Here is a 25,276-nt window from a genome sequence, read left to right as displayed (position 1 = left end):
CCCAAAACGAGCCCTAATAAACGGCCATATCTTTTAGTAACCAAGTTGTAAATGCCTGAATATGCGGTGTATCCTTTAATTCTTTCCGGCAGACAATTCCCCATCCGCCAGGTGCCTTTGCAATATGTTTGATCGGGTGAACCAAACGTCCTGCTTTGATGTCATTGTCAGCAAAGGGCCCATTGACCATGGCCACGCCCTCTCCATCCAATGCCATTTCCAGGGCAATAGCCACAGTATCAACGGCGATAGAATTACGAGATATTTCAGCAAAAATTCCAAGTGATTGAAACCACTCTTCCCAATGATTATCAGCCGTGTAAACCTTCAAAAGTGGTAAAGTGAGTAGCTCTTCTGCAGAGATCTTATTGCCTTTTTCTTTTAGAAGATCAGGGCTACAGACAGGCATAAGCTCCGCGGCGAACAAAGGTATCCAATGCAGGTGCTTCGCGACAGGCAGAGGACTATAGATAATCCCCACATCTTCATTTACTTCATCAAAAGCCCCATCAAGAATACTAGATGTTATTTGCACGTCCAAATCGGGGTGTACCACACGAAACCGCGACATACGCCTAGCCAGCCAGCGAATGGATAAGGTTACAAAGGCTTGAACACGTAACTTTTGTGCTTGCCCACTTGACCGAATCACTTCCGAAGAATGAATCAGCTGTTCAAGAATATTTCTGACGACAAGATAAAACTGCTGCCCCTCAGCCGTTAGCTTAACGCCACGCCCATCCCGTTGAAATAATTTAACATTAAGGTCTTCTTCCAGAACTTTAATTTGATGACTGATAGCCGTATGCGTCAGATTCAATTCACCCGCAGCGCCTCTAAAACTCAAAAGCCTTGCAGCCGCCTCAAAACCTTTTAAAGCTTTCAAAGGGGGTAATTTTTTTAAATCTATCTGTCCAGCCATCACGATCTCATTTCAAAACCCACCGGATATTATTCACACAGCACACAAACAATTGGAACAGGGCAATTGGAATATTTTTTGAACCAATTGGGTTAAAAACATCAATTGCGATTTTTTTTTGATAGGCTCATTCTTGATGAGATAAAAATAATAAAAACCATCGATAAAGCAGTCTATTGAGGCCAAAATGAAAATTACCGAGTTAAAAACGTTCGTTGTCGGCAATCCTCCCCCTCATTTTGGTGGCAAGTACTGGATTTTCACAAAACTCATAACTGACACAGGTATCGAAGGGATAGGAGAAGTCTATTCCGTCCCTTTCCATCCCAAAGTTGTCGAGGCCATGATTGATGACATGTTTTCGCGACACGTCGAAGGCATGGATCCTTTCAAAATCGAAACACTCTGGCGACGAGTGTATTCCGGTGGCTTTACACAGAGAACCGATATTTCGACAATGGGTATTCTAAGTGGTCTGGAAACAGCCCTTTGGGATATTATTGGTAAAGCTCTCGACAAACCTGTGTATGAGCTGCTGGGCGGACAAGTCCATGAGAAGCTCAGATCCTACACCTATCTCTACCCGCAAGAAGGGGACACGACAGACGTTTATATGAATGCTGATCTGGCGGCAGAACGTGCCGCTGATTATGTAAAACAAGGTTTTACAGCTGTAAAGTTTGACCCTGCAGGACCTTATACAGCGTTTGATCCCCGGCAACTTTCGCTGGAGGAATTGGATCGCTCTGAAGAATTTGCTCGAAAAATTCGCGAAGCTGTTGGGAATAAGTGTGATCTCTTATTTGGAACCCATGGTCAAATGACCGCTGCCGGAGCAATAAGACTGGCAAAACGTCTGGAGCCTTATGACCCGCTTTGGTTTGAAGAGCCAACTCCACCAGATAATCAGGAAGAAATGGCCAAGGTCGCACGCAGCACCTCTATTCCGGTTGCAACGGGCGAACGACTTGCCACAAAATATGAATTCCAGCGCGTGCTACAAAGCGGTGCGGCTTCTATCCTCCAGTTTGCACTGGGTCGGGTTGGTGGCATCCTTGAAGCCAAGAAAATTTCAGCTATGGCAGAAGCAAGCTACGCACAAATTGCCCCGCATCTTTACTGTGGTCCCATCGAAGGCGCCGCCAACGTTCAGATCGGGGCCTGTAGCCCGAATTTCCTTATTCAGGAAAGCATCCAACAATGGCAGGGCTTTCATTCTGAAATTCTGAAAAAACCCATGGTTTGGGAAGACGGTTATATTATCCCATCCAAAGAGCCAGGGATCGGCGTTGAATTGAACGAGCAGGTTGCTGAGGCCAATCCATACAATGGGAAGGCTTTGCATCTGGAAATGCATCCAGACCCTGTCTGACATTAAGCCTTGGTATAAAAATATAATAATAGAGCATCAGTTCTGATCTTCGCAGGCTGAGCATTACGGGAGCGCACACAATGAAAATTGGCTTTATCGGTCTGGGAAGTCTTGGTGAACCCTTGGCAATGAACCTTGTCACGGCAGGTTGTGATGTCACGGTAACAGATCTCAACAAACAAGCAGCAAATCGCTTACTCGAGGCAGGGGCAAAATGGTCAGATGATGTCGCCGGAACCTGTAACGGTGCCGAAGTTGTTATTACCGCCCTTCCATCCCCTGCTGCATCAAGAATTGTGGTCGAAGGTGATAACGGTGTGCTCGAAAACCTAACGTCCGGCGCAATCTGGATAGAAATGAGCACCACAGATTTCGAAGACCTGCAACGCCTAACCGACCTGGCAAAAACAAAGGGCATTGATGCTTTGGAGTGCCCCGTAACCGGCGGAGTTCACAGGGCGCATTCTGGTCTGATCACAATCCTGGTCGGTGGCGACGAAGCCATTTACGATAAGGTAAAGCCTGTGCTGAAAATCATGGGTGGCGAAATTCTTTACATGGGACCGACAGGCCACGCCACCGTTGTTAAAGTCGTAACAAACATGCTTGCTTTCATTAATCTTGTTGCCGCAAGTGAAGGCATGATGCTCGCCCGTAAATACGGTGTCGATATGGATGCAATCTGGAAAGGTATTCGTCACAGTTCGGGCAATTCTTTTGCTCATGAAACAGAATCAAAGCTTATCCTTAGCGGCAGTTACGACGTTAACTTCCCCATTGATCTTGTCCTAAAAGATCTGGGTCTTGCACAGGATATCGCAGATAAAACAGGCGTCCCGCTAGAACTTGGAAGCGCAACACAACAGATCTATCGTCGGGCGAAAGGACTGTTTGGGGGTGCGGCGCAGTCGCCGGAAGTCGCCAGAATGATCGAACAGGCCTGTGGCATAAAAATGCGTGCAGAGGGCTACCCTGTAGAGCTCACAGAAGAAAACTCTGGATAAATCCAAACACGAAAGACCGTTATTACTTTCAGGTTAAATACGCTTCAGCACTATCAACAGGTTTACGTTAAAAGATACCTGCCTCTAGCCCTGCGGCCATCAACATGCCAAGTTCTTCACATTGATTTTCAAACTCTGATTTATAGTCACCGCGACAGATCAAAGCGTCTTCCTGCACAGGGCTCCAACGTAAGCCAGCAATAATCGTTTCAACTGCACGTTTGGTCCCGGTTCCATCATGTCCTGCCCTGATATAGATGCCATAAGGCAAACCTTGTTTTTCCTCAAGACAGGGATAATAAATACGGTCAAAAAAATCCTTCAACGCCCCGCTCATATAGCCTAAATTTTCGGAGGTTCCCAATATAATGCCATCCGCCTTCAAAACATCCTCAGCATTCGCCTCAAAAGGGGTTCGCACCACCACTCTTATTCCCGAGATATCAGGGCTTGTTGCTCCTTTAACCACAGCATCACGCAGAATTTTTGTATTGGGCGAAGGAACATGTCCGACGATAAGAAGGTTTTTATTCATGAGGCAAAATCTTAAAAAGGATGACTACACTTATTACTGTTACACCAGTAAGATAACACTAATCGTTTTATTATCAGATTTATTTCGAAAGCTCACCTAAACATGTCGCAACAAAGTACATCCCACGAGAATAGAGTTGTTTTGATTACTGGTGCGACCAGTGGCATTGGCCTGGCAACCGTAGAAAAAATCAAAGAAGCAGGATATCGCCCTGTTTTAACTGGACGCAATGCGGATAAGGTCAAATCCTGTGCCGGAAAATTAAACATCCCCGCCTATCAACTGAATGTTGCAAATGAAGAAGATTGCGCACGAGTTGTTGCAGCTGTTGAACAAGATATCGGACCAATCTGGGGGCTCATTAACAACGCTGGCATTTGGCTGGAGGGTGCTTTTGAAGACTATAGCACTTCTGATATCCGTGCCGTTATGGAGACCAATACTCTTGGCACCATGTTTATGACCCACGCCGTGCTACCCAACATGATAAGCCGAAAATCAGGTGCGATTATCAATGTTGTCTCCACAGGTGCCCTATATTGCCGGAAATCCATTTCCGTTTATGCCGGAAGCAAATGGGCTATACGCGGCTTCACAGGCTGCATGGAAGTTGAATGCGCCCCAAAAGGTGTTCGAGTCATGGGGTTTTATCCGGGAAAAGTTGATACGAACATGTATTCAACTGCCGGAATCGACAGAGATCTGGACGTAGCAATGACACCAACAGATGCCGCTAGCATGATCGAACGCATGTTAACTGACGAGAAAATTCTGTGGGGCCACGTATCAGGTCGCAGCATTAATGACTATCAATAAAGACAATACACATATGACAACAAAAGGTCCCAAAATCATTTTTGGGACCTTTTGTTTTATTAAGACCTAACTCTATTAGATAATTGCAGCACGTACCTTGGCAGAAACCATTTCGCTAAGGATCACAGCCGCAAAAATAACCAGCAAAATCAAAGAAACTTGTGGCCACGCCAGAACACTAAGGGAAGATTGCATCTGCAAACCAATTCCTCCTGCTCCAACCAGGCCAAGAACAGTTGATTCGCGGATATTAATATCCCACCGGAAAACAGTAATCCCAGCAAAAGATGGCATGATCTGTGGAACGATAGCATAGGCCATAACTTGCCATCTGCTCGCGCCCGTCGCCGTTATTGCCTCAACCTGCTTCTCATCAATCTCTTCGATCGCCTCATAAAGAAGCTTTGCACAAAACCCGATAGATCGCAGAGCAATGGCAATAGTTCCGGCAAAAATCCCGGGGCCAATAATCGCGACTAATAACAAAGCCCAGATCAGGGAATTGATTGAGCGTGAGGAGACAATGATTAATAAGGCAGGCCATCGACAAAAAATCTGATGCGGTGTTGTGTTCCGTGCAGCCATAAAGGCAACCGGGACAGCAATAATCAAGGACAGGACTGTCCCGATTGTTGCAATGTTAATCGTATCCCAAAGTGGTTTCCATAACTCATTGATATAGGACCATTTGGGCGGCATTGCCCGACCCCCGATGTCACCTGCAATTCGCGGAGCATCAACAACAAAGAACCAGGTCGTAGCTTCAGAGATTGTCTGCCAGCAATAAACAATCAAAGCGACAGCAACAAAGTACACGAACCAACGTGTTAACTGTGTTTTTTGATCGCGGACGGTCCAAATTTTTTGACCATTTTTATTTGTAGATATAGCCATTATTGTAACCTCGCCCGAATAACGCCAGAGAGATATTCAAGCAGCATAACAATGGCAATAATCATAATGATGATTGCCGCTGCTGTATCAAACTCATAACGATCAAACGCCGTATTTAATGTCGCGCCGATACCACCAGCACCAACCAAACCGAGAATCGCAGATTCACGGAAGTTAATATCCAGCCTGTACATAGACAACCCGATCAAACGCGGCATTACCTGTGGCTGAATGCCATAAGTAACCCATTGCCACCAGCTAGCCCCTGTCGCTTTAATTGCTTCGGCCTGTGATCGGTCTGTATCTTCGATATCTTCCGCCAAAAGCTTTGCCAGAAAGCCGATTGTCGCGAAAGAGAGCGTCACAAAACCTGCAAAAGGCCCGAAACCAAAGATAGCAACCAAAAGAATGGCAACAATGATTTCGTGTAATGCGCGGGAAACCGCAATAATTCCACGACAGACAAGATAAACAGGTAAAGGCGCGATATTCCGTGCTGCACCAAGACCGATAGGAATAGAGATCAAGATACCACAGGCCGTTGACGTTATTGTCATAATGGCAGATTCAACCATGCCATCAATAATATCTGACTTCCTGCTCAAAAAATCCGGCTCAGAGAAAGCAAGTATAAACTGCCAACCACGATCTAATCCCTCGTATACCCGCGCCCAGTTTACATCAAACGAGCCAAACGCCAGCACAAGGTAAATTAAGCACCCAGTGGTCAATCCCCAACGCATAAGAGGGTTTTTGATCGTCGGCGGTTTTCGCCATTTGCGCGAAGCAGTCATCGAAGCGCTCATGCAACAGCTCCTTGTGCCGCCTCGTCGTCCTCATCCACGGCTTCAATGGTCGCTTCCCAGTCTTCTTCGCCATAAATTTCGGTGAGCGTATCTGGTTTAAGCTGATCGGGTGGGCCGTCATAAACAACTTCACCAAAACGTAGGCCAATAACCCGCTGTACAAACATTTGCGCCAAAGCAACATCGTGAATGTTAATAATTGCCGCAAGATCACGTTCTGCACAGAGCTCACAAATCAATCTCATAATCTGGCGTGATGTTTTCGGGTCAAGAGAAGCTGTCGGTTCATCAACCAACAGAAGCTCTGGATCCTGAATCAATGCGCGTGCTATACCTACACGCTGACGCTGACCACCTGATAGTTCATCCGCCCTCTTATCAGCCATATGATCCAGACCAACCCGTTCTAACAAACGGAAAGCTTCGTCAACATCACTTTGCGGATATTTCCGTAAAAACGAACGCCAGAAACCAACGTAGCCTAGCCGCCCGGAAAGAACATTTTCCATCACAGACAATCGCTCTACCAATGCGTATTCCTGGAAAATCATTCCCATACGCCGTCTTGCCTGACGCAAAGCACCCGAACCAAGTTTAGTCAGCTCTTTATCATTGAGTGTGACACTTCCAGACGTTGGTTCAACCAACCGATTTATACAGCGAATTAAAGTACTTTTACCCGCACCAGACGGTCCGATCAGCGCAACAACCTGCCCTTTGGGAATTTCAAGCTCTACGCTCTTAAGAGCCATATCACCCGTTGCATACTGCTTAGTAAGTTTATTCAGGTGTAACATGCTATTTACCTGTCATATCAATAACATACCCGACACCTTGGAAGGTGTCGGGTTGTAGTAAAAAAATTCAAATATTCCTGTTACTTACAAGAATAAGAAACGTTGTTCGCTGCATCAATTTTGCGAATAACATCCCAGAATTTTTTGTAGGTCATTGGTATGAATTGACTTTCTTTGGATTTCTTAAACTCTTTTTCCAAAGATGTCCCTGCCCATTCAAAGCTAAAGAACGCGTCTTTAATTTTGCCCTGTAGTTCCGGTTTCAAATTATAAGCCACCCCAAAACCTGTTGTTGGGAATGTCTGTGATTTGTAAATCGTTTTAACTTGATCTTCCTTAATCACATCTCGTGAGATCATCCGAAACTTCACTGAGTTTGCAATCGAAGCTGCTATATAATCTTTATTCGCCACACCAAGGATAGAGTTATCGTGTTTTCCAGAGAAGGTGGCTTCGAAGTCACGATCTTTTTCCATATCAAAGTCAGCTTTCAGGATAGCTGATGGAGCCTTAAATCCAGAGTTTGATGTAGGTGACGTAAAGGCCAACGCTTTGCCTTTCAAATCCTGTACCTTTTCAATACCACTACCCGGGTATGTAATAATCTCCATTTCATAGCCAAAACTGCCGTCTTCCCGTGCCATAATAGTAAAAGGACTGAAACCGGCACAGTTCACAGCAAGCGGATTTGATCCCGTGTTAAAGCCCGCGATATGAAGGCGTCCCGACCGCATAGCTTCGATTTGGGCAGCATTTGATTGGACTGGGAAGAAAACAACATCTTTCCCGGTTTTTTCTTCCAGATAAGCAAGAAAATCGGACCATGCTTCTTTATAAACGGCAGGATCTTCGACAGGTGTATAAGCAAAAATCAATGTATCCGGATCCAGTTGCTTCGCTGGATCTGTTGGCGTATCTGCAATCAAGTCGCCATCTACATCACAAAATCGCGTATCCAGATCACCACGCGCACAATCTTGAGCCGCCGCAGTTGATACGTTTACAGAAAGACAAGCCAGTACGCTGGCACAGCCAAAAAGAATATCCCGAAGTTTCATCAATACCTCCCTTAGTATTGTATCGCCCATTGTTTATATAAAAACGTGTACTACGCTAGAACACGTTCTTTTCAGGTAACTTTTACAAATAAAGATGAGTTTATTTTTGTTTTTCCCATCCGATAGTTTCAATTGAACCACAATATACTTTCATTTGAAATACAGTTTTCGGAAAAACGTAAAAATCAGCCCCTGTTCAAGCCTAAGCCTTAGTAAAACAAAATAAACCACAAGGTGCCCATAAATTTGGGCATCGCGCCAAACACCCACAACCATGAGGTATTTTAAATTATTTCCACAAACACATCACAAGCTAAATGAAAATTGAACTTCATAGAATAACCCCTAAGTCCCTTATTCACCTAACAACGATATTTTAATTCAATACCCAATCAAATTAGATCATACAAAAACGTAGCCATAATAAAAATTTACTATTTAATATCAAATTACTAATAATAAAACCCACAACCACCTTCCATAAAATACAAAAAATATACTGGTTAAAACGGCAAGCCCGAAATCAGATGAAAAATGAATATCCATGCAATCTCTAAACACATTTAAGAGCTTATTAACGAATAATGACCACACTCATAGAATGCATTTGTACGGCCATGCATAACTTTCATCAGTGCGGTATTAGATTAACTCCTTATTTCAGGAGGCATTACGCGACTATGAAATTGGAAGTATCCGACCAAACCGCGACAATTGAATTAGCACCCAGTTTGGACATTTTTGTTGCAGAGGAATTGCTCGCTTTATTTGTCGATGCCGATAACAAAAGCTTAGATCTGAACATAAATGCAGGAGGCGTAGAAAAAGCCTCCACTGCATGCCTGCAGATTATTCATTCCGCTGCCGTCAGCTGTATAGAAGCTGATCGCGCTTTTCAGATAACGGAAGCCTCAGGCGTTCTGGTTACTGCTTTCAAAGATCTCGGTCTTTATTCCAAAATTACGATTCGGAGCTAAAAATATGGGGTTAAAAGTTTTAACAGTAGATGATTCAAAAACAATGCGGGATATGGTGTCCTTCACACTAAAAGGTGCAGGCCACAATGTATTAGAAGCCTCTGATGGCTGCGAAGCCCTTCGCGTTCTCGGTGGTGATCGGGTTGATCTGGTTATAACTGACGTCAATATGCCGAATATGGATGGACTGACTCTCTGCAAAGAAATTCGATCCAACCCTACACATCGACTTACGCCAATTTTAGTTCTCACAACGGAATCAGACGGGAACAAAAAAAATGAAGGGCGGAGTGTCGGTGCCACTGGCTGGATTGTGAAACCCTTCAATCCCGAAAAATTACTCCAAGTCGTTAATAAAGTTTGCCCATAAAATAACCCAGAGGGTGGCTCGCACACCGCTCACCCAAAATCCTGCAATAAAGTTTGGTACAGGACACTATCATTTAATCGCCGATCTACGAAGTTTTCGTATAAAGGGGGACAAGTGAGTACCAACGATTTTGACCTTGATCAGTTCAAAGCAACCTATTTTGAAGAATGCGCAGAACTGCTGATAGATGCAGAAACAAGACTTGCCGACTTACAACACAACCCTGAGAGCGTTGATGCAGAAGATCTCAATGCCATCTTTCGTGTCGTCCACTCTGTAAAGGGTGGGGCAGGTGCATTTAGCTTCGACCAGCTTGTTGGTTTTGCACACATATACGAAGCTCTTCTCGATCGAATGCGTCAAGGCGAAATCCAGATAACAGAAGAGATCGTCACTCTTCTACTTTCGGCCAATGATATCCTCACAAACCTCATCCAGGCAGCCCAAAATGATACGACCCTTCCCGAAGAAAGCTTTGCCGATGTCAAAAACAAGCTGAATCTTCTCGCTTTTGATCAACCAGTTAGTGGTCCAGCTGAGGAAAGTGAACACGAAACCATGACGCCCGACGAAATAAGGGCAAAAAAGTATATTATTTCATTCAATCCCAAACCTGAATTATTACAGCACGCCAATGAGCCCCTCCTCCTTGTCCGAGAGATGAAAGAGCTGGGCGAGTTAACAACTAAAGTTAATACAGATCGCCTCCCCCCCATTCAGAAAATTATCTCAGATGAAGCGTACTTTTCCTGGGTTTTTGAACTTATCTCAGATTGTAGCTTGTCAGATGTGGAAGAAGTGTTTGAGTTCGTCACAGAAGATTGTGACCTCGACATAAAAATCGAAGAAGAAGCCGCAGAGGCAGAGGTCGAACAAGAAGAAAAAGCTATATCGCAACAAATATCAGCAGAACCAGTAGAAGACAGTTCGGAAAAATCACTGGAAACGACAAAACAACAAGCTGTTGAAGCGATGCAGGCGCCAACGATTCAAACGCCAGCACCCGTAAAGCCAAACCCAGCTGGCAACACCCAAGCTTCGCAACGTGTTTCGTCAATACGGGTAGAGCTCGATCGTGTGGACCGCTTGGTTAACATGGTGGGTGAACTGGTGATTACTCAAGCTATGTTGCGCCAACAGGTCGATAACCTTCCCTCTGAGCTAGCGGCCTTTATGGCCAAGGGTTTCGAAGATCTTGGAATGCACACAAGGGAAATTCAGGAATCTGTCATGGCTGTCCGTATGCAGCCTGTGAAATCTGTTTTCGCCCGAATTCCACGCTTGGTAAGAGAGCTTGCAACAAAACTTGGGAAGAAAGTAGAGCTCGAGACTTCTGGTGAACACACCGAAGTTGATAAAACAGTCATAGAGCAACTTTCTGACCCCTTAACCCATATGATACGAAATTCTCTGGATCATGGGATTGAAGAAACACCCGAAGACCGGATTAAAGCAGGTAAACCCGAACTTGCAACCGTCACTCTATCGGCTGAACATCGATCCGGACGCATACATATTATTGTCACTGATGATGGTCGCGGTATCAACCGCGAACGTGTAAAAGCCAAGGCCATAGAAAAGGGGATCATCGGCCCCGACGAAAACCTTTCGGATGAAGCAATCGATGATCTGATTTTCAGCCCCGGATTTTCAACAGCAGAAGAGGTCACCGACGTTTCTGGTCGTGGCGTTGGTATGGATGTTGTTCGCAGAAATATTAGTAATCTTGGTGGACGGATTTCCGTACAATCCACCCCCGGACAAGGAACCAAATTCATTATGTCTCTTCCCCTTACGCTTGCCGTACTGGATGGTATGGTCGTTGCTGTCGGGAAAGAAAAATTCATCATCTCTCTCACCGCAATTATTGAAAGCCTGCGCCCAGCCAAAACCGAGCTCCACAAGCTCTCGAACGGGGCAGAAGTTGTCTCTTTGCGTGGTGAATATATTCGTCTTGTCAAACTACATCGTCTTTTCAACATTCCCGGTGCGCAAAATGACCCAAGCCAAGCTCTTGTGGTTGTCGTTGAAATTGAGGGTGGAAAACAAGTCGGCATTTTAGTTGATGAGCTGCTGGGACAACAACAGGTCGTCATCAAAAGCCTCGAAGAAAACTACGATCCCGTCGAAGGTATTTCCGCCGCAACAATCCTTGGAAACGGCATGGTTGCACTCATTCTTGATGTGGATGGTTTGGATGCTATGGCAAGGCAAACAAGCCACAAACAAAACCAGGGTGACGAGAAAGATGAAACCAGAAACCAACCAGATTTAATAACCACAGACTCAGACACGAAAAAATTAGGCTCCGAAGAAAAACTGACACCTGCTCAGCCTGAAAACACATCCATCATTCCGGCCGATACAGCCTCGGAAGCGATAACACAAAAATACGAAGTAATGGAGTAACCGCGGATGGAAAGTAATAGCCTCGCAACACAGGAAAATATGGACCTAACACGACAAGGCGAACCAAATTCACCAGGTCATAATCAAGGTCATACCACGGGAAAAACAGGAATGGCCGTGGCAAAGGACATTGGCCAGCAACAGTTCATAACCTTTACGGTTGGCGACCAGGAATATGGCGTTGATATCATGTCCGTGCGCGAAATTAAGGGCTGGGTAGAAACAACTCTTTTACCCAATACACCCGAATACATGCGCGGCGTTTTAAATCTTCGCGGCGTCATTGTTCCCATCTTTGATCTACGATGTCGTTTTGGGCTTGGAAAAACAGAAGCCACAAACCTGCATGTCATCATCATCATTGCCGTGAAGAATAGAATGGTCGGCATTCTGGTCGATACTGTTTCAGATATCCTAACCGTTTCCAATTCTGACATTCGAGATGTCCCCAAAATGGAAACACTTATCGAAGAAGAATATCTATCCGGCTTGGTCACCATAGAAGAACGAATGGTCGCCCTGCTCAATCAAGAACGTCTCTTTGACACCCAAATAATCGAAAACGGAATCGCTACAGGTGAAATTGACTTAGAAGATTAAACAAAATTTCCACCCAGAAAACTAAAAAATCGCTGCTAAATGGAGAAGATGATGCACAGAATATTTAACAGATTATCGTTAAAAATCGCATACAAGCTACCAATACTATTTGTTCTTATTGCGATGATTTCTGTGATATCGGTCGGCGCTTTCAGTATAAGAAGTACATCTGATGCTCTTATTTCACAGGAAAAACACACGCTGACAGCATTGGCAGAGGCAAGAAGCTCTTCCCTAAGCCAATATCTTGAATCTATAAGTGAAGATATCGTGATTACGGCTGCCAGCAGCAACGTTCAGGATGCCCTCACAAGATTTACAGCTGGATTTAAAGACGAAGCCCGGCGCCACAATGATCCGCTTCAATCACTGCAAGGTATCTACATAAATGAGAAGGCAACCACATCTACCAACTCATTTGGCAGCAAAGAAGCACTCGGTCAAAAGCATCTCTTTGATGGCCCCACAGTAGTAGAAGGCATTTATCATAACCAGCACCAGCGTTTTCACCCATGGTTCCGCCAAATATTATTAGCACGTGGCTATTACGATATTTTTCTCGCCGATCCAGAAGGTAACGTTGTTTATACCGTATTCAAAGAGCTTGATTACGCAACAAACCTTCTTGACGGTAAATACAACCAGACGGGCCTTTCCCAAGCTTTTAAGGCGGCTTTATCAAGCAGGAAAGAAGGCAACATTAGCTTCGTAGACTTCGCCCCTTATGCCCCAAGCAACGATACACCTGCAAGCTTCATCTCTACTCCTGTAGTTTCACAATCTGGGTTTGAAGGCGTATTGATTTTTCAAATGCCAATTGATCGCATTAATCAAGTCCTTCAGTTAAGCGTCGGAATGGGTGAGACAGGCGAAACCTACCTCGTCGGTAACGACTATCTGATGCGCAGCGATTCAAGGTTTTCAGAGGAATCAACAATCCTTAGAAACAAAGTACAAACCGCCACAGTCAAAAAAGCCTTGGAGGGCGAAACAGGTGCAGAAATTACAAGGGACTACAGAAATATCCCTGTCCTTTCTGCCTATCAACCATTTGAATTTCAAAATGTTCGCTGGGCATTAATCGCTGAAATAGATGAACAAGAAATGTTGACCCCGGCAAAAGAGGCCAGACTCTTTATCTTTATGATCGGGGCAATTGTTTTAACTGTTGTTGCTCTACTAGGGTGGTTATTCGCACGCTCAATCGTTCGTCCAATCCAAAAATCAACATCGGAAATGTTAGAGCTGGCAAATGGTGATCAAACGATCGAAATCACAGGCTTGAACAGAAAAGATGAAATCGGAAACATCGCTTCTGCGCTGCAAACTTTTAAAGAGAATGCTATTCAGCAAAGTCAACTGGCTTCTGAAAATTTTCGTATCAAATCTGCATTAGATAATTGTCAGGCGAATGTGATGGTTGCCGATGTTGACCTGACTATCATCTACATGAACGATACGATGATCGATATGATGCGCACCGCTGAAAGCGATATCAAAAAGGACCTACCTAATCTTGATACAGATAAGCTGCTTGGCACCAACATTGATACTTTCCATAAATCACCAGCCCATCAACGCGGTCTGCTTGAAAACCTGAAAGCCCCTTATAAAGCCACAATCGAAGTTGGAGGTAGAACATTCAACTTGATTGCGTCCCCTATTAACGATGAGAAGGGTGAACGTTTAGGGACTGTCGTCGAGTGGGATGATGTGACTCTCAAACTTGCCGAACAGCAAGAAGCTGACCGTATTGCCCAAGAAAATGCTCGCGTCAAAGTCGCCCTGGACAGCTGTACAGCCAATGTCATGGTTGCCAACAATGACTTTGACATCATCTATATGAACGAAGCTGTCCTCAATATGATGCGCGAAGGAGAAACAGACATCCGCAAGGACCTTACGGGATTTGATACAAACAAGCTTCTTGGCGGAAGTATAGACCGGTTCCATAAAAACCCCGCGCATCAGCGCTCTATGCTCGAAGCCCTAACCACAACATACCAAGGGCGTATTAATGTTGGCGGCAGATCCTTCGATCTCATCGCCAACCCAATCACCAACGAGAATGGAGAACGTCTCGGCACAGTTGTCGAGTGGGATGATGTTACGGCTGAACTCGCAATCGAGGCCGAAGTTGATCAGATGGTTAATGCGATCTCGACCGGTGATTTTACAAAATCACTATCCGCTGAAGGCAAAGAAGGTTTCATGCTTGCCTTAACCAACGCCCTGAATTCCCTGAACAAAAATGTCAGTGATGTCGTTGATGATGTTGCAACCGCCCTTTCAGCCCTTTCACGCGGAGATCTCACCCACGAAATCACCGCTGACTATACGGGTATGTATGAAACCCTAAAACAGGATGTAAACCAGACATCAAAGCGATTGTCTGAAACTGTCGGTGAAATCATCACCACCACAGACGAGATTGGCTCTGCCTCTACAGAAATATCATCTGGGTCCATGGACCTGTCCCAAAGAACAGAGGCTCAAGCTTCCAGCCTGCAACAGACCGCCGCCTCTATGGAGGAAATGTCGACCACTGTGAAACAAAACGCCGACAGCGCCCAACAGGCAAACCAGATGGCATTGAATGCAACTGAGACCGCTGAACGTGGCGGAGAGGTTGTACAGGAAGCTGTTGTTGCCGTAACAGGTATTGAACAGGCATCCCAGAAAGTTTCCGATATCATTGGTGTGATTGATGAAATCGCCTTCCAAACCAATCTCCTTGCCCTTAATGCTGCAGTTGAAGCTGCCAGAGCTGGAGAAGCAGGCAAGGGCTTTGCTGTGGTTGCCGCCGAGGTTCGTACACTGGCACAACGTTCTGGTGAAGCCGCCAAGGATATCAAAACCCTGATTATGGAAGCCAATGATCAGGTCAAGGAAGGCGTCACACTGGTTCGCTCAACAGGGGACACATTGTCCGAGATTGTTGATTCATCCAAACGGGTCGCCGATATCATTTCCGAGATCGCAGCCTCTAGCCGGGAACAGGCATCCGGTGTTGAAGAGATCAACGCAGCGGTGACTTCTATGGATGAGATGACCCAACAAAATGCTGCCTTGGTCGAAGAAAGTTCTGCGGCGGCTCGCACCCTCGAAGAACAAGCCGAAGGTTTGTCTGAAATGATTGCTTTCTTCAAAACCAACAACGCAAACCGGATCAGTTCCCCAAAACCCAAAGAGGTCAAACAGGTCCCCCAAGCAACGACAACCAAACCACAGGCAAAACAAAAAAGAGTTACCGCCTTAAAACCAACCACAACCGTCGCCATCGAAGACGACGACGATTGGTCTGAATTCTAAATCGAAACCAAAAGGAATCTATTTTGAACCCATTAGAAATTAAAAGGGTAAACAGATGATTTCATCTACACTCGTTTCATCTGGCACACGTTCATCTGGAGCCTCAGTAACAGAGGCTCCAGATGATAATCATGAGCGTGAATTTCCCTTTTCAGATAAAGAGTTCAATACCTTAACCAAGATGGTTTATGAAAGAACTGGCATCGTCCTAAAAGACAATAAAAAAAATATGGTGTACGGCCGACTTGCCAGACGATTAAGAAAACTGGGTATGTATTCGTTCAAAGAATACTTAGCGTATCTGGATAGCGCTGACAGTACAGATGAAACGGGCATGCTAATAAATGCAATAACAACAAATTTAACCAAATTTTTTAGGGAATCCCACCACTTCAAACACCTCTACAATGCTTGTCATACAATTACACAAGCACAGTCCGATAGAGGCGAGAAACGTCGACTTCGTCTTTGGTCTGCAGGGTGTTCATCTGGGGAGGAGCCTTACTCAATAGCCATTGTTATGAGTGAGCTTTTGAAAAAGACATCGCCGATTGATATTAAAATTTTAGCCACAGATCTTGATACAAGCATGCTTCAAACCGGGATGACCGGGGTTTACAACAATAAATCAACCGAAAGCATGCCAGAAAAATTTAGAACAAAATATACACACGATATATCAGATACCCAGATCAAAATGACCGCAGATTTACGCGATCTGATCACATTCAAACAGCTTAACTTACTTGAAAAATGGCCTATGAAGGGCCCTTTCGACATCATTTTTTGCCGAAATGTCATGATCTATTTTGATCAAGCAACAAAAATGTCTCTTGGTCAGCGCTATGCAAATATGTTGAGGCCAGATAGTTGGCTTTATATCGGCCATTCCGAAAGCCTTTCCAACGAAACCAACCTCAAACTCATTGGTAAAACCATTTATCAACGATACGACAGGAACGGGTGAAATGTTACAAACAACTGATAATAAAAGCACCCCCTCAACAAAAAAAGTTCCTGATCATTTTTATTCAGATGATACAGACCTGCGCCATCCACACGAAGGCGAACCCAAAAGGTTTTTCGACCCAAAGTTCAAGCATTACGCCGTAAAAATCATGCCGGGTACTCATTATGTCACATCCAGACATGACGAAATGCTGGTAACAACTTTGGGTTCATGTGTGAGTGCCTGTATTCGGGACACCGCGCTTGGTGTGGGTGGAATGAATCATTTCATGCTCCCGGAAAGCGACACAGGAAAATGGGGCGGAAGCAGTGCTGCTATGCGGTACGGAAATCACGCCATGGAAACCTTATTGAATGATCTTCTCGCCATGGGCGGCGCAAAAAATCGCCTGGAAATTAAACTTTTTGGTGGGGGACATGTTCTCAATTCATCCAACCTTGTGGGCGAGAAGAATGTCCAGTTTGTTGAACGTTATTTAAAGAACGAACATCTAGCCCCTTCATCGCAACATCTAGGGGGGACTCAGGCCAGAAAAATTATCTTCTTTCCTAAGACCGGAATCGTAAAAATGAAACTCTTGCCCCATGCATTTGACGAAGAAGTTCTCATGAACGAAAGGAAGCTACGCACTAATCTTGACCATCAAGAAATCGAAGGCAGTGTCGAATTATTTTGAGTAGGAAGTTATTTTGATCCCAATAAAAGTCCTTATTGTTGATGATTCTGCTCTTATGAGAGAGCTTTTATCAGCCCTTTTATCTCAAGACCCATCAATCGAGGTTGTTGGCTCGGCCCCCGATCCGTATCAAGCGCGTCAAATGATCAAACAGCTATTACCTGATGTGATCACTTTGGACATCGAAATGCCGAGAATGGATGGTTTATCGTTTCTGGAAAAAATAATGACACTCCGCCCCATGCCCGTTGTCATGGTTTCCTCCTTAACACAGCAGGGTGCCGAAGCAACAATCAATGCGCTTGAACTCGGCGCAGTTGATTTTTTCCCTAAGCCCAAACTCGACATGAAACGTGGCATTGAAAATCGCGCTGATGAGCTTATACAAAAAGTAAAAAATGCGGCACAAGCAAGAGTAAAAACACTTGAGCGCCCCCCTCAAACACCGCTTGATTCGTCTGTTCTCTCAAACATCACGTTTTCAACAACTGAAAAAATTATTGCCATTGGGGCTTCGACTGGTGGGGTCGAAGCTCTGCGTGTTGTGATCAAGAACTTACCGGCGAATAGTCCGGCCGTTCTCGTGACACAGCACATGCCAGAAAAGTTTACCAAAACCTTTGCAGACCGCTTAAACAAAATTTCTGCTGTTTCAGTTAGCGAAGCAAAACACGGCGAAAGGGTACTTCCTGGGCACGTCTATATAGCCCCTGGGGGGAAACATCTAAAGCTTCATCGTTCTGGCGCAAACTATCTCTGCCAATTAACCGATGACGAAGCTGTATCAGGTCACAAGCCATCAGTTGATGTTTTGTTCAACTCTACCTGCGAAGCGGCAGGCAAAAATGCCATCGGTGTTATTCTAACTGGTATGGGCAAAGATGGTGCAGAAGGGATGCTCGAATTACGGAAAGCTGGCGCAAAAACTTTCGGGCAAGACGAAGTTTCTTGTGTTGTTTATGGCATGCCTAAAGCAGCGTATGAGATAGGTGCTGTCGAACAACAAGTCCCCCTAAACAAAATGACGGAAACAATGTTAACAGCCTGTGGCGCAGCAAAAGACAGGCATATCCGAGTGTAAACATAATTAAACCTCGGACACCGTACCACACAACGTGAGAGTAGTGTCTCGCACTGTAAGGAGAAATTTATGGCTATGGTAGCACAACCGAATATCTATGATCCTGAAAAGGAAAAGACCATGGATGATGCTGAGCCAGAAGCGACAGTAGATCAGGAGGGGGCATCAGACGATCACAGCTTGCCCGTTATCCCTGGACTCCCCCCCGTCGGAAGCCATGAAGGTATGCATGATTTGCTAACCCTTTGGGTCGGTTTATCCAACGTCCAAAAAAGAACTTTTAAAGCGCTGACAAAAGAGGTTGAAGTTGCGAGTAACCTTGTTGAAACATCAACAGAAGAGCTGTCTAAAAACTTCCAAGAACTCGCCAGTTTCTCTCAAAAACAAGCCGAAGACCTTAAATCAATAATAGCATCAGCAAGTACAGTGGTTGTCGATGATCAAGAAATAACCTTAACGGATATTCTCCATGTCATGGATGGGTCTATTAGCACGGTCGTTGAACAAATATTGCATGTCGCAAAACACGGAATGTCTATGGCCTATGCTATGGAAGATTTGCTTGGCAATGTCGAAAAGGTTCAAGCTAGGGTAACCGATATTGAAACAGTTACAAAACAAACAAACCTGCTCGCCCTGAATGCTAAAATAGAGGCCATGCGAGCCGGAGAAGCCGGGGCCGGTTTTTCGGTTGTTGCCGATGGCGTGAGGGAATTATCAAACTCAATTAACGATCTTTCAGGACAAATTAGGCAAGAAATATCCGATGTTTCTCAGTCCTTATCTGATAGCCAGGTAAACCTGAAAGAAGTCACCTCTATTGATATGACCGAAAATATCATGGCCAAAGATCGAATAGAAAAAATCATGACTTGTCTCATAGAACGCAATGAAGCTTTCAGTGCAACTATCCAAAACTCTGCAAGTAATTCCGACACGATGACGAGCCAGGTCTCGGAAATGATTACAGGTATCCAATTCCAAGATCGAACCAGTCAAAGACTTGGTAATATTTTGGACGCTTTGAACGTCTTGTCAGAAGCGGGGGAAGAAATGAAAGCAAAAACTGAAGAGCAAGTTGGTGAAAAAATAACACCGGAACTTGATAGAGAATGGCTCAACCAACTTATCAATGGATTTCATCTGGGAGAAATGCGCGAACGCTTCATTATGCACGCACTTTATGATGACCAGAGCACGACAAGCACAGAGACTTCAACATCCGAGGTAAATGCTACCCAGCCAGAAGACGATGAAGATGACATAGAGCTATTTTAAGAATGTAGGGACAAATCATAACCCAGACCTGAATTCGCGATATAATATGGAAAAGGATATCACTAAATGGACTATACACTTAAATCAGATGGAATTTTACTAAAGTGCAAAATGACCGGTGAATTTACCTTTGCAGATCACCCTACTTTCCGCGATATGATTGACGAAGCCGTCAAAACAGGATCCCGATCCATCCAATTGGACTTACGAGATGTAGAGTATATTGATTCTGCAGGTTTAGGTATGTTTCTTGTTGCGAATGAAAGGGCTGAAGAAGAAGGATGGAAATTTTCAATAAGTAATCCGCGAGAGAAAACTCAAAAAATGTTCACTCTTGCAAAACTAGAAACTATCGTTCCGATAATAAACGACTAATCTATGCCAGCAATAACAGATAGCTTATCTCAAAAAATAACTAAGCCAAATTAGGCTGAATTTACATGCCCCAGAACCCAAACGACATACCCTTTGAACAACTTGCAAACCGGAAGATTTTGATTGTTGATGATGTAAAATCATTGCGAGACGTCATGAGTCTTATTTTGCATAAAGCTGGGTTTAAAAATATACAACAGGCTGAAAATGGTCAGGAAGCTATGGCCAAAATAACTGCGGCCCCCCCTGACCTTATTATTCTCGATCTCATCATGCCAATTATGGGGGGCATGGAAGTCTGTTACCAAGTACGAGAAACGAAAAAAACAGAATCTATACCGATCCTTGTCCAAACCGCAATGCATGACAACGAAGAACGTCTTAAAGCATTTGCTGCCGGCGCGAGTGACCTTGTTACGAAACCTGTGAATGCACTCGAACTCGTAATCCGGACAACACTACATCTTAAAAATTTAGTTCTAACTGAGAACCGGGAAAGATACAGAACCCGAGTTGCCGACGAACTGGCAATGGCAAAAGATGTACAGCAAAACATATTGCCATCTTCCAAGCACCTTAGAAAAATTCGAGAACAAACTGGTATTCAAATTTCCTCTATGTGCCAACCATCATCAGAACTCGGTGGCGACTTTTGGGGGGTCCACGCCTTAAATGATGGATCGATCGGTTTTTATGTCACCGATTTTTCAGGGCATGGTGTCGTATCGGCCCTAAACACTATTAGGTTGCACACGCTTCTATTTAATGTAGGTGAAGCATGGCAAGAACCAGATCGGTTGCTTTCCAGCATTAACCAAAGCTTGTGCGATATGCTACCAACTGAGCAATACGCGACAATGATACTTGGCTTGATTTCTCCCAAAAATAACACCTTGAGTTATGCTGGCGCCGCGTCCCCTCCGCCGATTTATGGCTTGTGGGAAGAACCCGATAATTTACAGTACCTTGATACAACCGGGTTACCGCTTGGGATAACTAGAACAGCAACATATGATCTTCAGACAGTTCCTTTTACAAAGAACCATTTCCTCTTTTCGTTCAGTGATGCCCTGATAGAAACAAAATTGAACAATGATACATATCTGGAGGGTGAAGAATTAATCGGGCTGGTAAAGTACCTTACTGGTGGCAGGCCAAAACCAAAGCTGCTGGATCAATTAATATCGACCTTCTTTGAAAGAGGTGGAAATAAGCTACGTGATGATCTGACGGCGGTTTGCTTTGATTATTTATAACAACAATGCGTTACGCATTTTTACAGGGGATAAGATACTCCTTAGTCATAGAGCAATTCGAGCTGTCACACGATTACCTACGTCATTATAAGTAAGTTCGGTAAAGGCCATCATCTTTGCCATAGCAATACCCCGCCCATGACTTGACCGTATCCGTTCATCATCAATCGTCAGATATTTACGCCAGTTAAACCCTTTGCCTTCATCTTCAATGACAAAAATAATTTCATTATCTGTTCGTTGATAATTAACCCTGACAAATCTTGAATCAAATGGCTCAAGTTTGATACGACTTTGAATTTCATCATACAAACGTCCTGTTTCAAGTAACTCTGTTTTCAAATCATATCCGATTTCAAGATTTCCATGCTCAACTGCGTTTTGAAGTAACTCGTTCAAACCTATTACAATACCATCTGCCCCGGGACAGGCTAAGCTCAACATTGTCGTTAAATTTCTGGCTTCTTCTACGGATTGAAATTCAAAAGTTCCAGACGTGATCAAACCAATCGCAGAGCTGCGCGTTTCAATTTCGTTTAACAATGCACGAATATGCTTAAATTGATTAATCGCCGCACAGGTCACAGAGTATAAAATATCTGAATCACACGGCTTTTTAATCGTATGGAACCAGTTATGCACAACCAATTCCAACGGTGATTTTCCGCTATCAATTTCAGTCATGATAACTGCCGGAATTTGCTGAGGTAACTTTTTAGGAGCCCCAAGAACCAGAGATGATTCAGACAGTAAATCCCGGTCAAATTCGTCCGAAATCAAAATTAATCCGACGGGATCTGTTTTTAAAGCTTCATCAAAAAGAACATTGTCCGGCTCTAAAGAACAGATGACTTCAAAATTTTTCTCCGTCAGGAAATCACAGATTTCTGTTCGAATAGCCTGATCCGGCTCTATCAAAAGTATACGCGGTTCTTTGGAAAACATTAATTCCCCCTGACCTCGGCATGATCATGATCGTCGGCTACAATAAAGGTCCCCCCCTTCATTTAACGCTCAAAAGTATAAACAAACGATAAATACCAACAACCCATAATTGCTCAACGTTTCTGAGAAATGAATTTTACATTCACCTAAATCATTCAATGCACACCCAAAACCAAATCACCCCACAAGCGACACACCCGATATTTAATATCGGGTGTCCTTCTCGAGTTTCCAAACAAAACCTTATTCACCGCGAGGAAAGCGTGCATTTCCCTCCAAAACATTAAGATCCATATGGTTACGCATGTATCGCTCTGATGCCTTTTGCAAAGGTTGAAAATCCCAAGGAAAATAACCACCGTTGCGCAAGGCTTCATAAACAACCCAGCGACGCGCCTGACTTTCACGCACTTGCGCATCAAACAAAGACATGTCCCATCTGTCTTGAACTTTCGCCATAAATTCTTTGACTAAGCCTGAATAACGCCCCTCTTCAGCCAAATTATTTAATTCATAAGGATCTCCTTGCAGATCAAAGAGTTGCGGCGGATCCAATTCACAGTATGTGAATTTATATTTTCCCTCACGAATAGCCACCAACGGCGCATAAGAACCCTCTGCAGCATATTCCATATAAACCGGACTTACCCGTTCCCGACCCTGCATTAACGGAATCAAGCTCTCGCCATCCGTCCAGGGTTCAACTTGGCTCAAATCAACACCGGCAAGATCAGCAAGGGTCGGAACGACATCCAGATTTGAAACAGGGGCATTTACCAAACCCCTATCACCGTTCGGAATCGAAATCATCAAGGGAACGCGTGCAGATCCTTCGAAGAAATTCATCTTGAACCACAGTCCGCGTTCACCCAGCATATCACCATGATCAGAGCAGAAAACGATGATGGTATCATCGCGCATCCGACAGCGATCAAGAACACTGACAAGCTCGCCGACCTTGTGATCAAGATAAGAAATGTTCGCGAAGTATGCCTGACGCGACCGCCTCACGTTCTCGGATTTGATATCAAAATTCTCATAGTCATTCGCAAGATATATGCGTTGAGAATGTGGGTCTTGCTCATCATAAGGAATCTGATCAACCATCGGTTCCAAATATTCACAATCATTATACAGATCCCAAAACTCACGGCGGGCAACGTAGGGATCGTGTGGATGCGTAAAGCTAACAGTCAAACACCAGGGACGTTTCTCTTCACTTTGCTCACGGGCGAGTTGGTAAAGCTTTTGTTGAGCATGAAATGCGACTTCGTCATCATATTCCATCTGGTTGCTTATTTCCGCCACCCCGGCTTCAGTGACAGAACCAAGGTTATGATACCACCAGTCAATACGCTCACCGGGTTTTCTGTAATCAGGGGTCCACCCAAAATCAGCAGGATAGATATCGGTCGTCAGGCGATCTTCAAAACCATGAAGCTGATCCGGCCCAACGAAATGCATCTTTCCACTCAGACAGGTGTAATACCCTGCCCGCCGTAGATGATGCGCATAGGTCGGGATATCTGACGCATATTCAGCTGCATTATCATAAACCCTTGTTCTCGAAGGTAACTGCCCCGCCATAAATGACGCACGCCCCGGCGCACAAAGAGGGCTTGCCGTATAGTTATTTTGAAAGCGCACAGACTTTTGCGACAGAGCCTTGAGATGGGGCGCATGAAGAAAATCAGCCGGACCATCTGGGAATAATGTTCCGTTTAACTGATCAACCATGATGATCAAAATGTTTGGTTGTGCGCTCATTGTCAGGATCCTCTATCCAAAAAACATCATCTGAGATATCAACAATTCGATTGACCTCGAGACATAACAAAAATTACGATCAAAACTGTATTATAAATAAATTCCAGCTTGTAGACTGAGATTCCATATGGCTGTCATAAATAATTTAGATAACAAAATTCACACTCACATCGCTGAGTTACACGCCTTTGATGCCGCAAGCCGATTAGGTAGCTTAACCAAAGCCGCTGCACAGCTCAAAATCACTCAACCAGCTCTCAGCCAAAAAATTAAACGCCTAGAAGCTTTTGTTGGCGAGCCTCTTTTCCTGCGCCAGAACCGCGGCGTAAAATTAACCCCGACAGGCAAAGCTCTCTTTGCTTCTACTCACGAAAACCTTCAGGCCGTTCGCGAAGTTTTTGGAAACATCGAGAATAGAAAGTCAACGAAACAAGTGCGCATTAGCACTGATTTTGCCTTTGCGGGGCACTGGCTAGTCCCACGTTTGGCAGAACTGAGGAATGATCTACGCGGTATAGATATTCAGGTTTTCACATCTCAAACCCCGAATAACCCGCTTACATTTCAAAGCGACCTCATCATCTCGTTAAAAACGTCACCTTATACAAATCCGCGAAATCATATTCTTTTTGAGGAAGAAGTCTTTGCGATATGCAGCCCCCAATTTCTTGAAGAACATGGTCCTTTTCAAAATGTTTCAGCTATCGGGAATAACCCTCTACTTGATTTAACCGCTTCACCAGACGCAATCTGGCATAATTGGGAAAGTTGGCTAAAACAGCAAGGCGTAAGAAAATCAACGCAAACAACCGCTGTTGGCCTAAGCAATTATAGCCTTGTCATACAAGCAGCGATAAGAAGTCAGGGTCTTGCCCTTGGCTGGAAGGGGCTTATTGAAGAGCATCTTGAACAGAACGAGCTTGTCATTGCCTGGCCACAATCAGTGCGAAGTGATCGCTCCTATTGCCTTGAACAAAGAGACGACGCGTCTCCCCACGTGAAAAAGGTTTACAACTGGATCAAGACGAACTCTTCGCGAAGCTCATAGATCAATAA

General features: G+C 44.5%; 23 protein-coding genes. 15 read left to right on the top strand and 8 right to left on the bottom strand.

The annotated features are described in order from the left end of the window. Positions 1–13 precede the first annotated feature (13 nt). Positions 14–922 carry a LysR substrate-binding domain-containing protein gene (locus ACN0W5_RS15065; RefSeq protein WP_417454911.1) on the bottom strand — a complete coding sequence of 303 codons (909 nt, stop codon included), beginning with the start codon at positions 920–922 and terminating at the stop codon, positions 14–16. Positions 923–1,109: 187 nt separating this feature from the next. Between ACN0W5_RS15065 and ACN0W5_RS15060 the strand changes: the two genes are divergently transcribed. Together ACN0W5_RS15060 and ACN0W5_RS15055 are read left to right on the top strand one after the other, a co-directional pair. Beyond that, a complete protein-coding gene (locus ACN0W5_RS15060) occupies positions 1,110–2,294 on the top strand; it encodes a mandelate racemase/muconate lactonizing enzyme family protein (RefSeq protein WP_417454910.1) in 1,185 nt (394 codons plus the stop codon). A gap of 35 nt (positions 2,295–2,329) precedes the next feature. Continuing rightward, positions 2,330–3,298: an NAD(P)-dependent oxidoreductase gene (locus ACN0W5_RS15055; protein ID WP_417454943.1), complete on the top strand. Its 969-nt coding sequence runs from the start codon at positions 2,330–2,332 to the stop codon at positions 3,296–3,298. A gap of 67 nt (positions 3,299–3,365) precedes the next feature. On the opposite strand, the gene ACN0W5_RS15050 is transcribed toward ACN0W5_RS15055, so the two are convergent. Continuing rightward, a complete protein-coding gene (locus ACN0W5_RS15050; protein ID WP_417454909.1) occupies positions 3,366–3,833 on the bottom strand; it encodes a flavodoxin family protein in 468 nt (155 codons plus the stop codon). A gap of 102 nt (positions 3,834–3,935) precedes the next feature. On the opposite strand from ACN0W5_RS15050, the gene ACN0W5_RS15045 reads away from it, so the two are divergent. After that, positions 3,936–4,649 (top strand): SDR family NAD(P)-dependent oxidoreductase, encoded by a 714-nt coding sequence (locus ACN0W5_RS15045; RefSeq protein WP_417454908.1) that lies wholly within the window; start codon positions 3,936–3,938, stop codon positions 4,647–4,649. A gap of 75 nt (positions 4,650–4,724) precedes the next feature. Here ACN0W5_RS15045 and phnE (ACN0W5_RS15040) read toward each other — a convergent pair whose 3' ends face one another. The 4 genes from phnE (ACN0W5_RS15040) to phnD form a co-directional block, all read right to left on the bottom strand. Then, on the bottom strand, positions 4,725–5,543 hold the full coding sequence (gene phnE / locus ACN0W5_RS15040) for a phosphonate ABC transporter, permease protein PhnE (protein ID WP_417454907.1): 819 nt from the start codon (positions 5,541–5,543) through the stop codon (positions 4,725–4,727). Continuing rightward, on the bottom strand, positions 5,543–6,349 hold the full coding sequence (gene phnE / locus ACN0W5_RS15035; protein WP_417454906.1) for a phosphonate ABC transporter, permease protein PhnE: 807 nt from the start codon (positions 6,347–6,349) through the stop codon (positions 5,543–5,545). The genes phnE (ACN0W5_RS15040) and phnE (ACN0W5_RS15035) overlap by 1 nt, the downstream gene beginning before the upstream one ends. Beyond that, positions 6,346–7,146 carry a phosphonate ABC transporter ATP-binding protein gene (gene phnC / locus ACN0W5_RS15030; RefSeq protein ID WP_417454905.1) on the bottom strand — a complete coding sequence of 267 codons (801 nt, stop codon included), beginning with the start codon at positions 7,144–7,146 and terminating at the stop codon, positions 6,346–6,348. The genes phnE (ACN0W5_RS15035) and phnC overlap by 4 nt, the downstream gene beginning before the upstream one ends. Before the next feature lie 80 nt (positions 7,147–7,226). Next, positions 7,227–8,204, bottom strand: a complete 978-nt coding sequence (gene phnD, locus ACN0W5_RS15025) for a phosphate/phosphite/phosphonate ABC transporter substrate-binding protein (protein WP_417454904.1) — start codon at positions 8,202–8,204, stop codon at positions 7,227–7,229. Positions 8,205–8,884: 680 nt separating this feature from the next. Here phnD and ACN0W5_RS15020 point away from each other — a divergent pair. From ACN0W5_RS15020 to ACN0W5_RS14970, 11 genes are all read left to right on the top strand, one after another. Further along, positions 8,885–9,181: an STAS domain-containing protein gene (locus ACN0W5_RS15020; RefSeq protein WP_417454903.1), complete on the top strand. Its 297-nt coding sequence runs from the start codon at positions 8,885–8,887 to the stop codon at positions 9,179–9,181. A gap of 4 nt (positions 9,182–9,185) precedes the next feature. Beyond that, positions 9,186–9,551 (top strand): response regulator, encoded by a 366-nt coding sequence (locus tag ACN0W5_RS15015; protein ID WP_417454902.1) that lies wholly within the window; start codon positions 9,186–9,188, stop codon positions 9,549–9,551. A gap of 114 nt (positions 9,552–9,665) precedes the next feature. After that, a complete protein-coding gene (locus ACN0W5_RS15010) occupies positions 9,666–11,960 on the top strand; it encodes a chemotaxis protein CheA (protein ID WP_417454901.1) in 2,295 nt (764 codons plus the stop codon). Positions 11,961–11,966: 6 nt separating this feature from the next. Further along, on the top strand, positions 11,967–12,560 hold the full coding sequence (locus tag ACN0W5_RS15005; protein ID WP_417454900.1) for a chemotaxis protein CheW: 594 nt from the start codon (positions 11,967–11,969) through the stop codon (positions 12,558–12,560). Positions 12,561–12,611: 51 nt separating this feature from the next. Beyond that, positions 12,612–15,872, top strand: coding sequence for a methyl-accepting chemotaxis protein (locus ACN0W5_RS15000; protein WP_417454899.1), 3,261 nt, complete (start codon positions 12,612–12,614; stop codon positions 15,870–15,872). Between the two features lie 55 nt (positions 15,873–15,927). Further along, a complete protein-coding gene (locus ACN0W5_RS14995; protein WP_417454898.1) occupies positions 15,928–16,839 on the top strand; it encodes a CheR family methyltransferase in 912 nt (303 codons plus the stop codon). A 1-nt stretch (position 16,840) separates the two neighbouring features. Then, the gene (locus tag ACN0W5_RS14990) at positions 16,841–17,518 is read left to right on the top strand and encodes a hypothetical protein (RefSeq protein WP_417454897.1); all 678 of its coding nucleotides are present in this window, start codon (positions 16,841–16,843) and stop codon (positions 17,516–17,518) included. Positions 17,519–17,531: 13 nt separating this feature from the next. Next, entirely contained in the window at positions 17,532–18,599 is a 1,068-nt protein-coding gene (locus ACN0W5_RS14985) for a protein-glutamate methylesterase/protein-glutamine glutaminase (RefSeq protein WP_417454896.1), read from the top strand. A 69-nt stretch (positions 18,600–18,668) separates the two neighbouring features. Continuing rightward, positions 18,669–19,877, top strand: coding sequence for a methyl-accepting chemotaxis protein (locus ACN0W5_RS14980; RefSeq protein ID WP_417454895.1), 1,209 nt, complete (start codon positions 18,669–18,671; stop codon positions 19,875–19,877). A gap of 66 nt (positions 19,878–19,943) precedes the next feature. Next, positions 19,944–20,252: an STAS domain-containing protein gene (locus tag ACN0W5_RS14975; protein WP_417454894.1), complete on the top strand. Its 309-nt coding sequence runs from the start codon at positions 19,944–19,946 to the stop codon at positions 20,250–20,252. 65 nt (positions 20,253–20,317) lie between these two features. Next, positions 20,318–21,508: a PP2C family protein-serine/threonine phosphatase gene (locus ACN0W5_RS14970; RefSeq protein ID WP_417454893.1), complete on the top strand. Its 1,191-nt coding sequence runs from the start codon at positions 20,318–20,320 to the stop codon at positions 21,506–21,508. Positions 21,509–21,553: 45 nt separating this feature from the next. On the opposite strand, the gene ACN0W5_RS14965 is transcribed toward ACN0W5_RS14970, so the two are convergent. Both ACN0W5_RS14965 and betC read right to left on the bottom strand, forming a co-directional pair. After that, positions 21,554–22,453, bottom strand: coding sequence for an ATP-binding protein (locus ACN0W5_RS14965; protein WP_417454892.1), 900 nt, complete (start codon positions 22,451–22,453; stop codon positions 21,554–21,556). A gap of 243 nt (positions 22,454–22,696) precedes the next feature. Next, positions 22,697–24,220 carry a choline-sulfatase gene (betC, locus tag ACN0W5_RS14960; protein WP_417454891.1) on the bottom strand — a complete coding sequence of 508 codons (1,524 nt, stop codon included), beginning with the start codon at positions 24,218–24,220 and terminating at the stop codon, positions 22,697–22,699. A gap of 127 nt (positions 24,221–24,347) precedes the next feature. Between betC and ACN0W5_RS14955 the strand changes: the two genes are divergently transcribed. Beyond that, positions 24,348–25,268 carry a LysR family transcriptional regulator gene (locus ACN0W5_RS14955; RefSeq protein ID WP_417454890.1) on the top strand — a complete coding sequence of 307 codons (921 nt, stop codon included), beginning with the start codon at positions 24,348–24,350 and terminating at the stop codon, positions 25,266–25,268. Positions 25,269–25,276 lie beyond the last annotated feature (8 nt).

This window comes from Kiloniella sp., assembly GCF_048270245.1.
Classification (GTDB): domain Bacteria; phylum Pseudomonadota; class Alphaproteobacteria; order Kiloniellales; family Kiloniellaceae; genus Kiloniella.
This window is presented reverse-complemented; position numbering and strand designations above follow the sequence as displayed.

Excerpts from the sequence above, each read along its gene's own strand:
- ACN0W5_RS15065 (WP_417454911.1), bottom strand. The coding sequence starts at position 922 with ATGGCTGGACAGATAGATTTAAAAAAATTACCCCCTTTGAAAGCTTTA.
- ACN0W5_RS15060 (WP_417454910.1), top strand. The coding sequence starts at position 1,110 with ATGAAAATTACCGAGTTAAAAACGTTCGTTGTCGGCAATCCTCCCCCT.
- ACN0W5_RS15050 (WP_417454909.1), bottom strand. The coding sequence starts at position 3,833 with ATGAATAAAAACCTTCTTATCGTCGGACATGTTCCTTCGCCCAATACA.
- ACN0W5_RS15045 (WP_417454908.1), top strand. The coding sequence starts at position 3,936 with ATGTCGCAACAAAGTACATCCCACGAGAATAGAGTTGTTTTGATTACT.
- phnE (WP_417454907.1), bottom strand. The coding sequence starts at position 5,543 with ATGGCTATATCTACAAATAAAAATGGTCAAAAAATTTGGACCGTCCGC.
- phnE (WP_417454906.1), bottom strand. The coding sequence starts at position 6,349 with ATGAGCGCTTCGATGACTGCTTCGCGCAAATGGCGAAAACCGCCGACG.
- phnC (WP_417454905.1), bottom strand. The coding sequence starts at position 7,146 with ATGTTACACCTGAATAAACTTACTAAGCAGTATGCAACGGGTGATATG.
- phnD (WP_417454904.1), bottom strand. The coding sequence starts at position 8,204 with ATGAAACTTCGGGATATTCTTTTTGGCTGTGCCAGCGTACTGGCTTGT.
- ACN0W5_RS15020 (WP_417454903.1), top strand. The coding sequence starts at position 8,885 with ATGAAATTGGAAGTATCCGACCAAACCGCGACAATTGAATTAGCACCC.
- ACN0W5_RS15015 (WP_417454902.1), top strand. The coding sequence starts at position 9,186 with ATGGGGTTAAAAGTTTTAACAGTAGATGATTCAAAAACAATGCGGGAT.
- ACN0W5_RS15005 (WP_417454900.1), top strand. The coding sequence starts at position 11,967 with ATGGAAAGTAATAGCCTCGCAACACAGGAAAATATGGACCTAACACGA.
- ACN0W5_RS15000 (WP_417454899.1), top strand. The coding sequence starts at position 12,612 with ATGCACAGAATATTTAACAGATTATCGTTAAAAATCGCATACAAGCTA.
- ACN0W5_RS14995 (WP_417454898.1), top strand. The coding sequence starts at position 15,928 with ATGATTTCATCTACACTCGTTTCATCTGGCACACGTTCATCTGGAGCC.
- ACN0W5_RS14990 (WP_417454897.1), top strand. The coding sequence starts at position 16,841 with ATGTTACAAACAACTGATAATAAAAGCACCCCCTCAACAAAAAAAGTT.
- ACN0W5_RS14980 (WP_417454895.1), top strand. The coding sequence starts at position 18,669 with ATGGCTATGGTAGCACAACCGAATATCTATGATCCTGAAAAGGAAAAG.
- ACN0W5_RS14975 (WP_417454894.1), top strand. The coding sequence starts at position 19,944 with ATGGACTATACACTTAAATCAGATGGAATTTTACTAAAGTGCAAAATG.
- ACN0W5_RS14970 (WP_417454893.1), top strand. The coding sequence starts at position 20,318 with ATGCCCCAGAACCCAAACGACATACCCTTTGAACAACTTGCAAACCGG.
- ACN0W5_RS14965 (WP_417454892.1), bottom strand. The coding sequence starts at position 22,453 with ATGTTTTCCAAAGAACCGCGTATACTTTTGATAGAGCCGGATCAGGCT.
- betC (WP_417454891.1), bottom strand. The coding sequence starts at position 24,220 with ATGAGCGCACAACCAAACATTTTGATCATCATGGTTGATCAGTTAAAC.
- ACN0W5_RS14955 (WP_417454890.1), top strand. The coding sequence starts at position 24,348 with ATGGCTGTCATAAATAATTTAGATAACAAAATTCACACTCACATCGCT.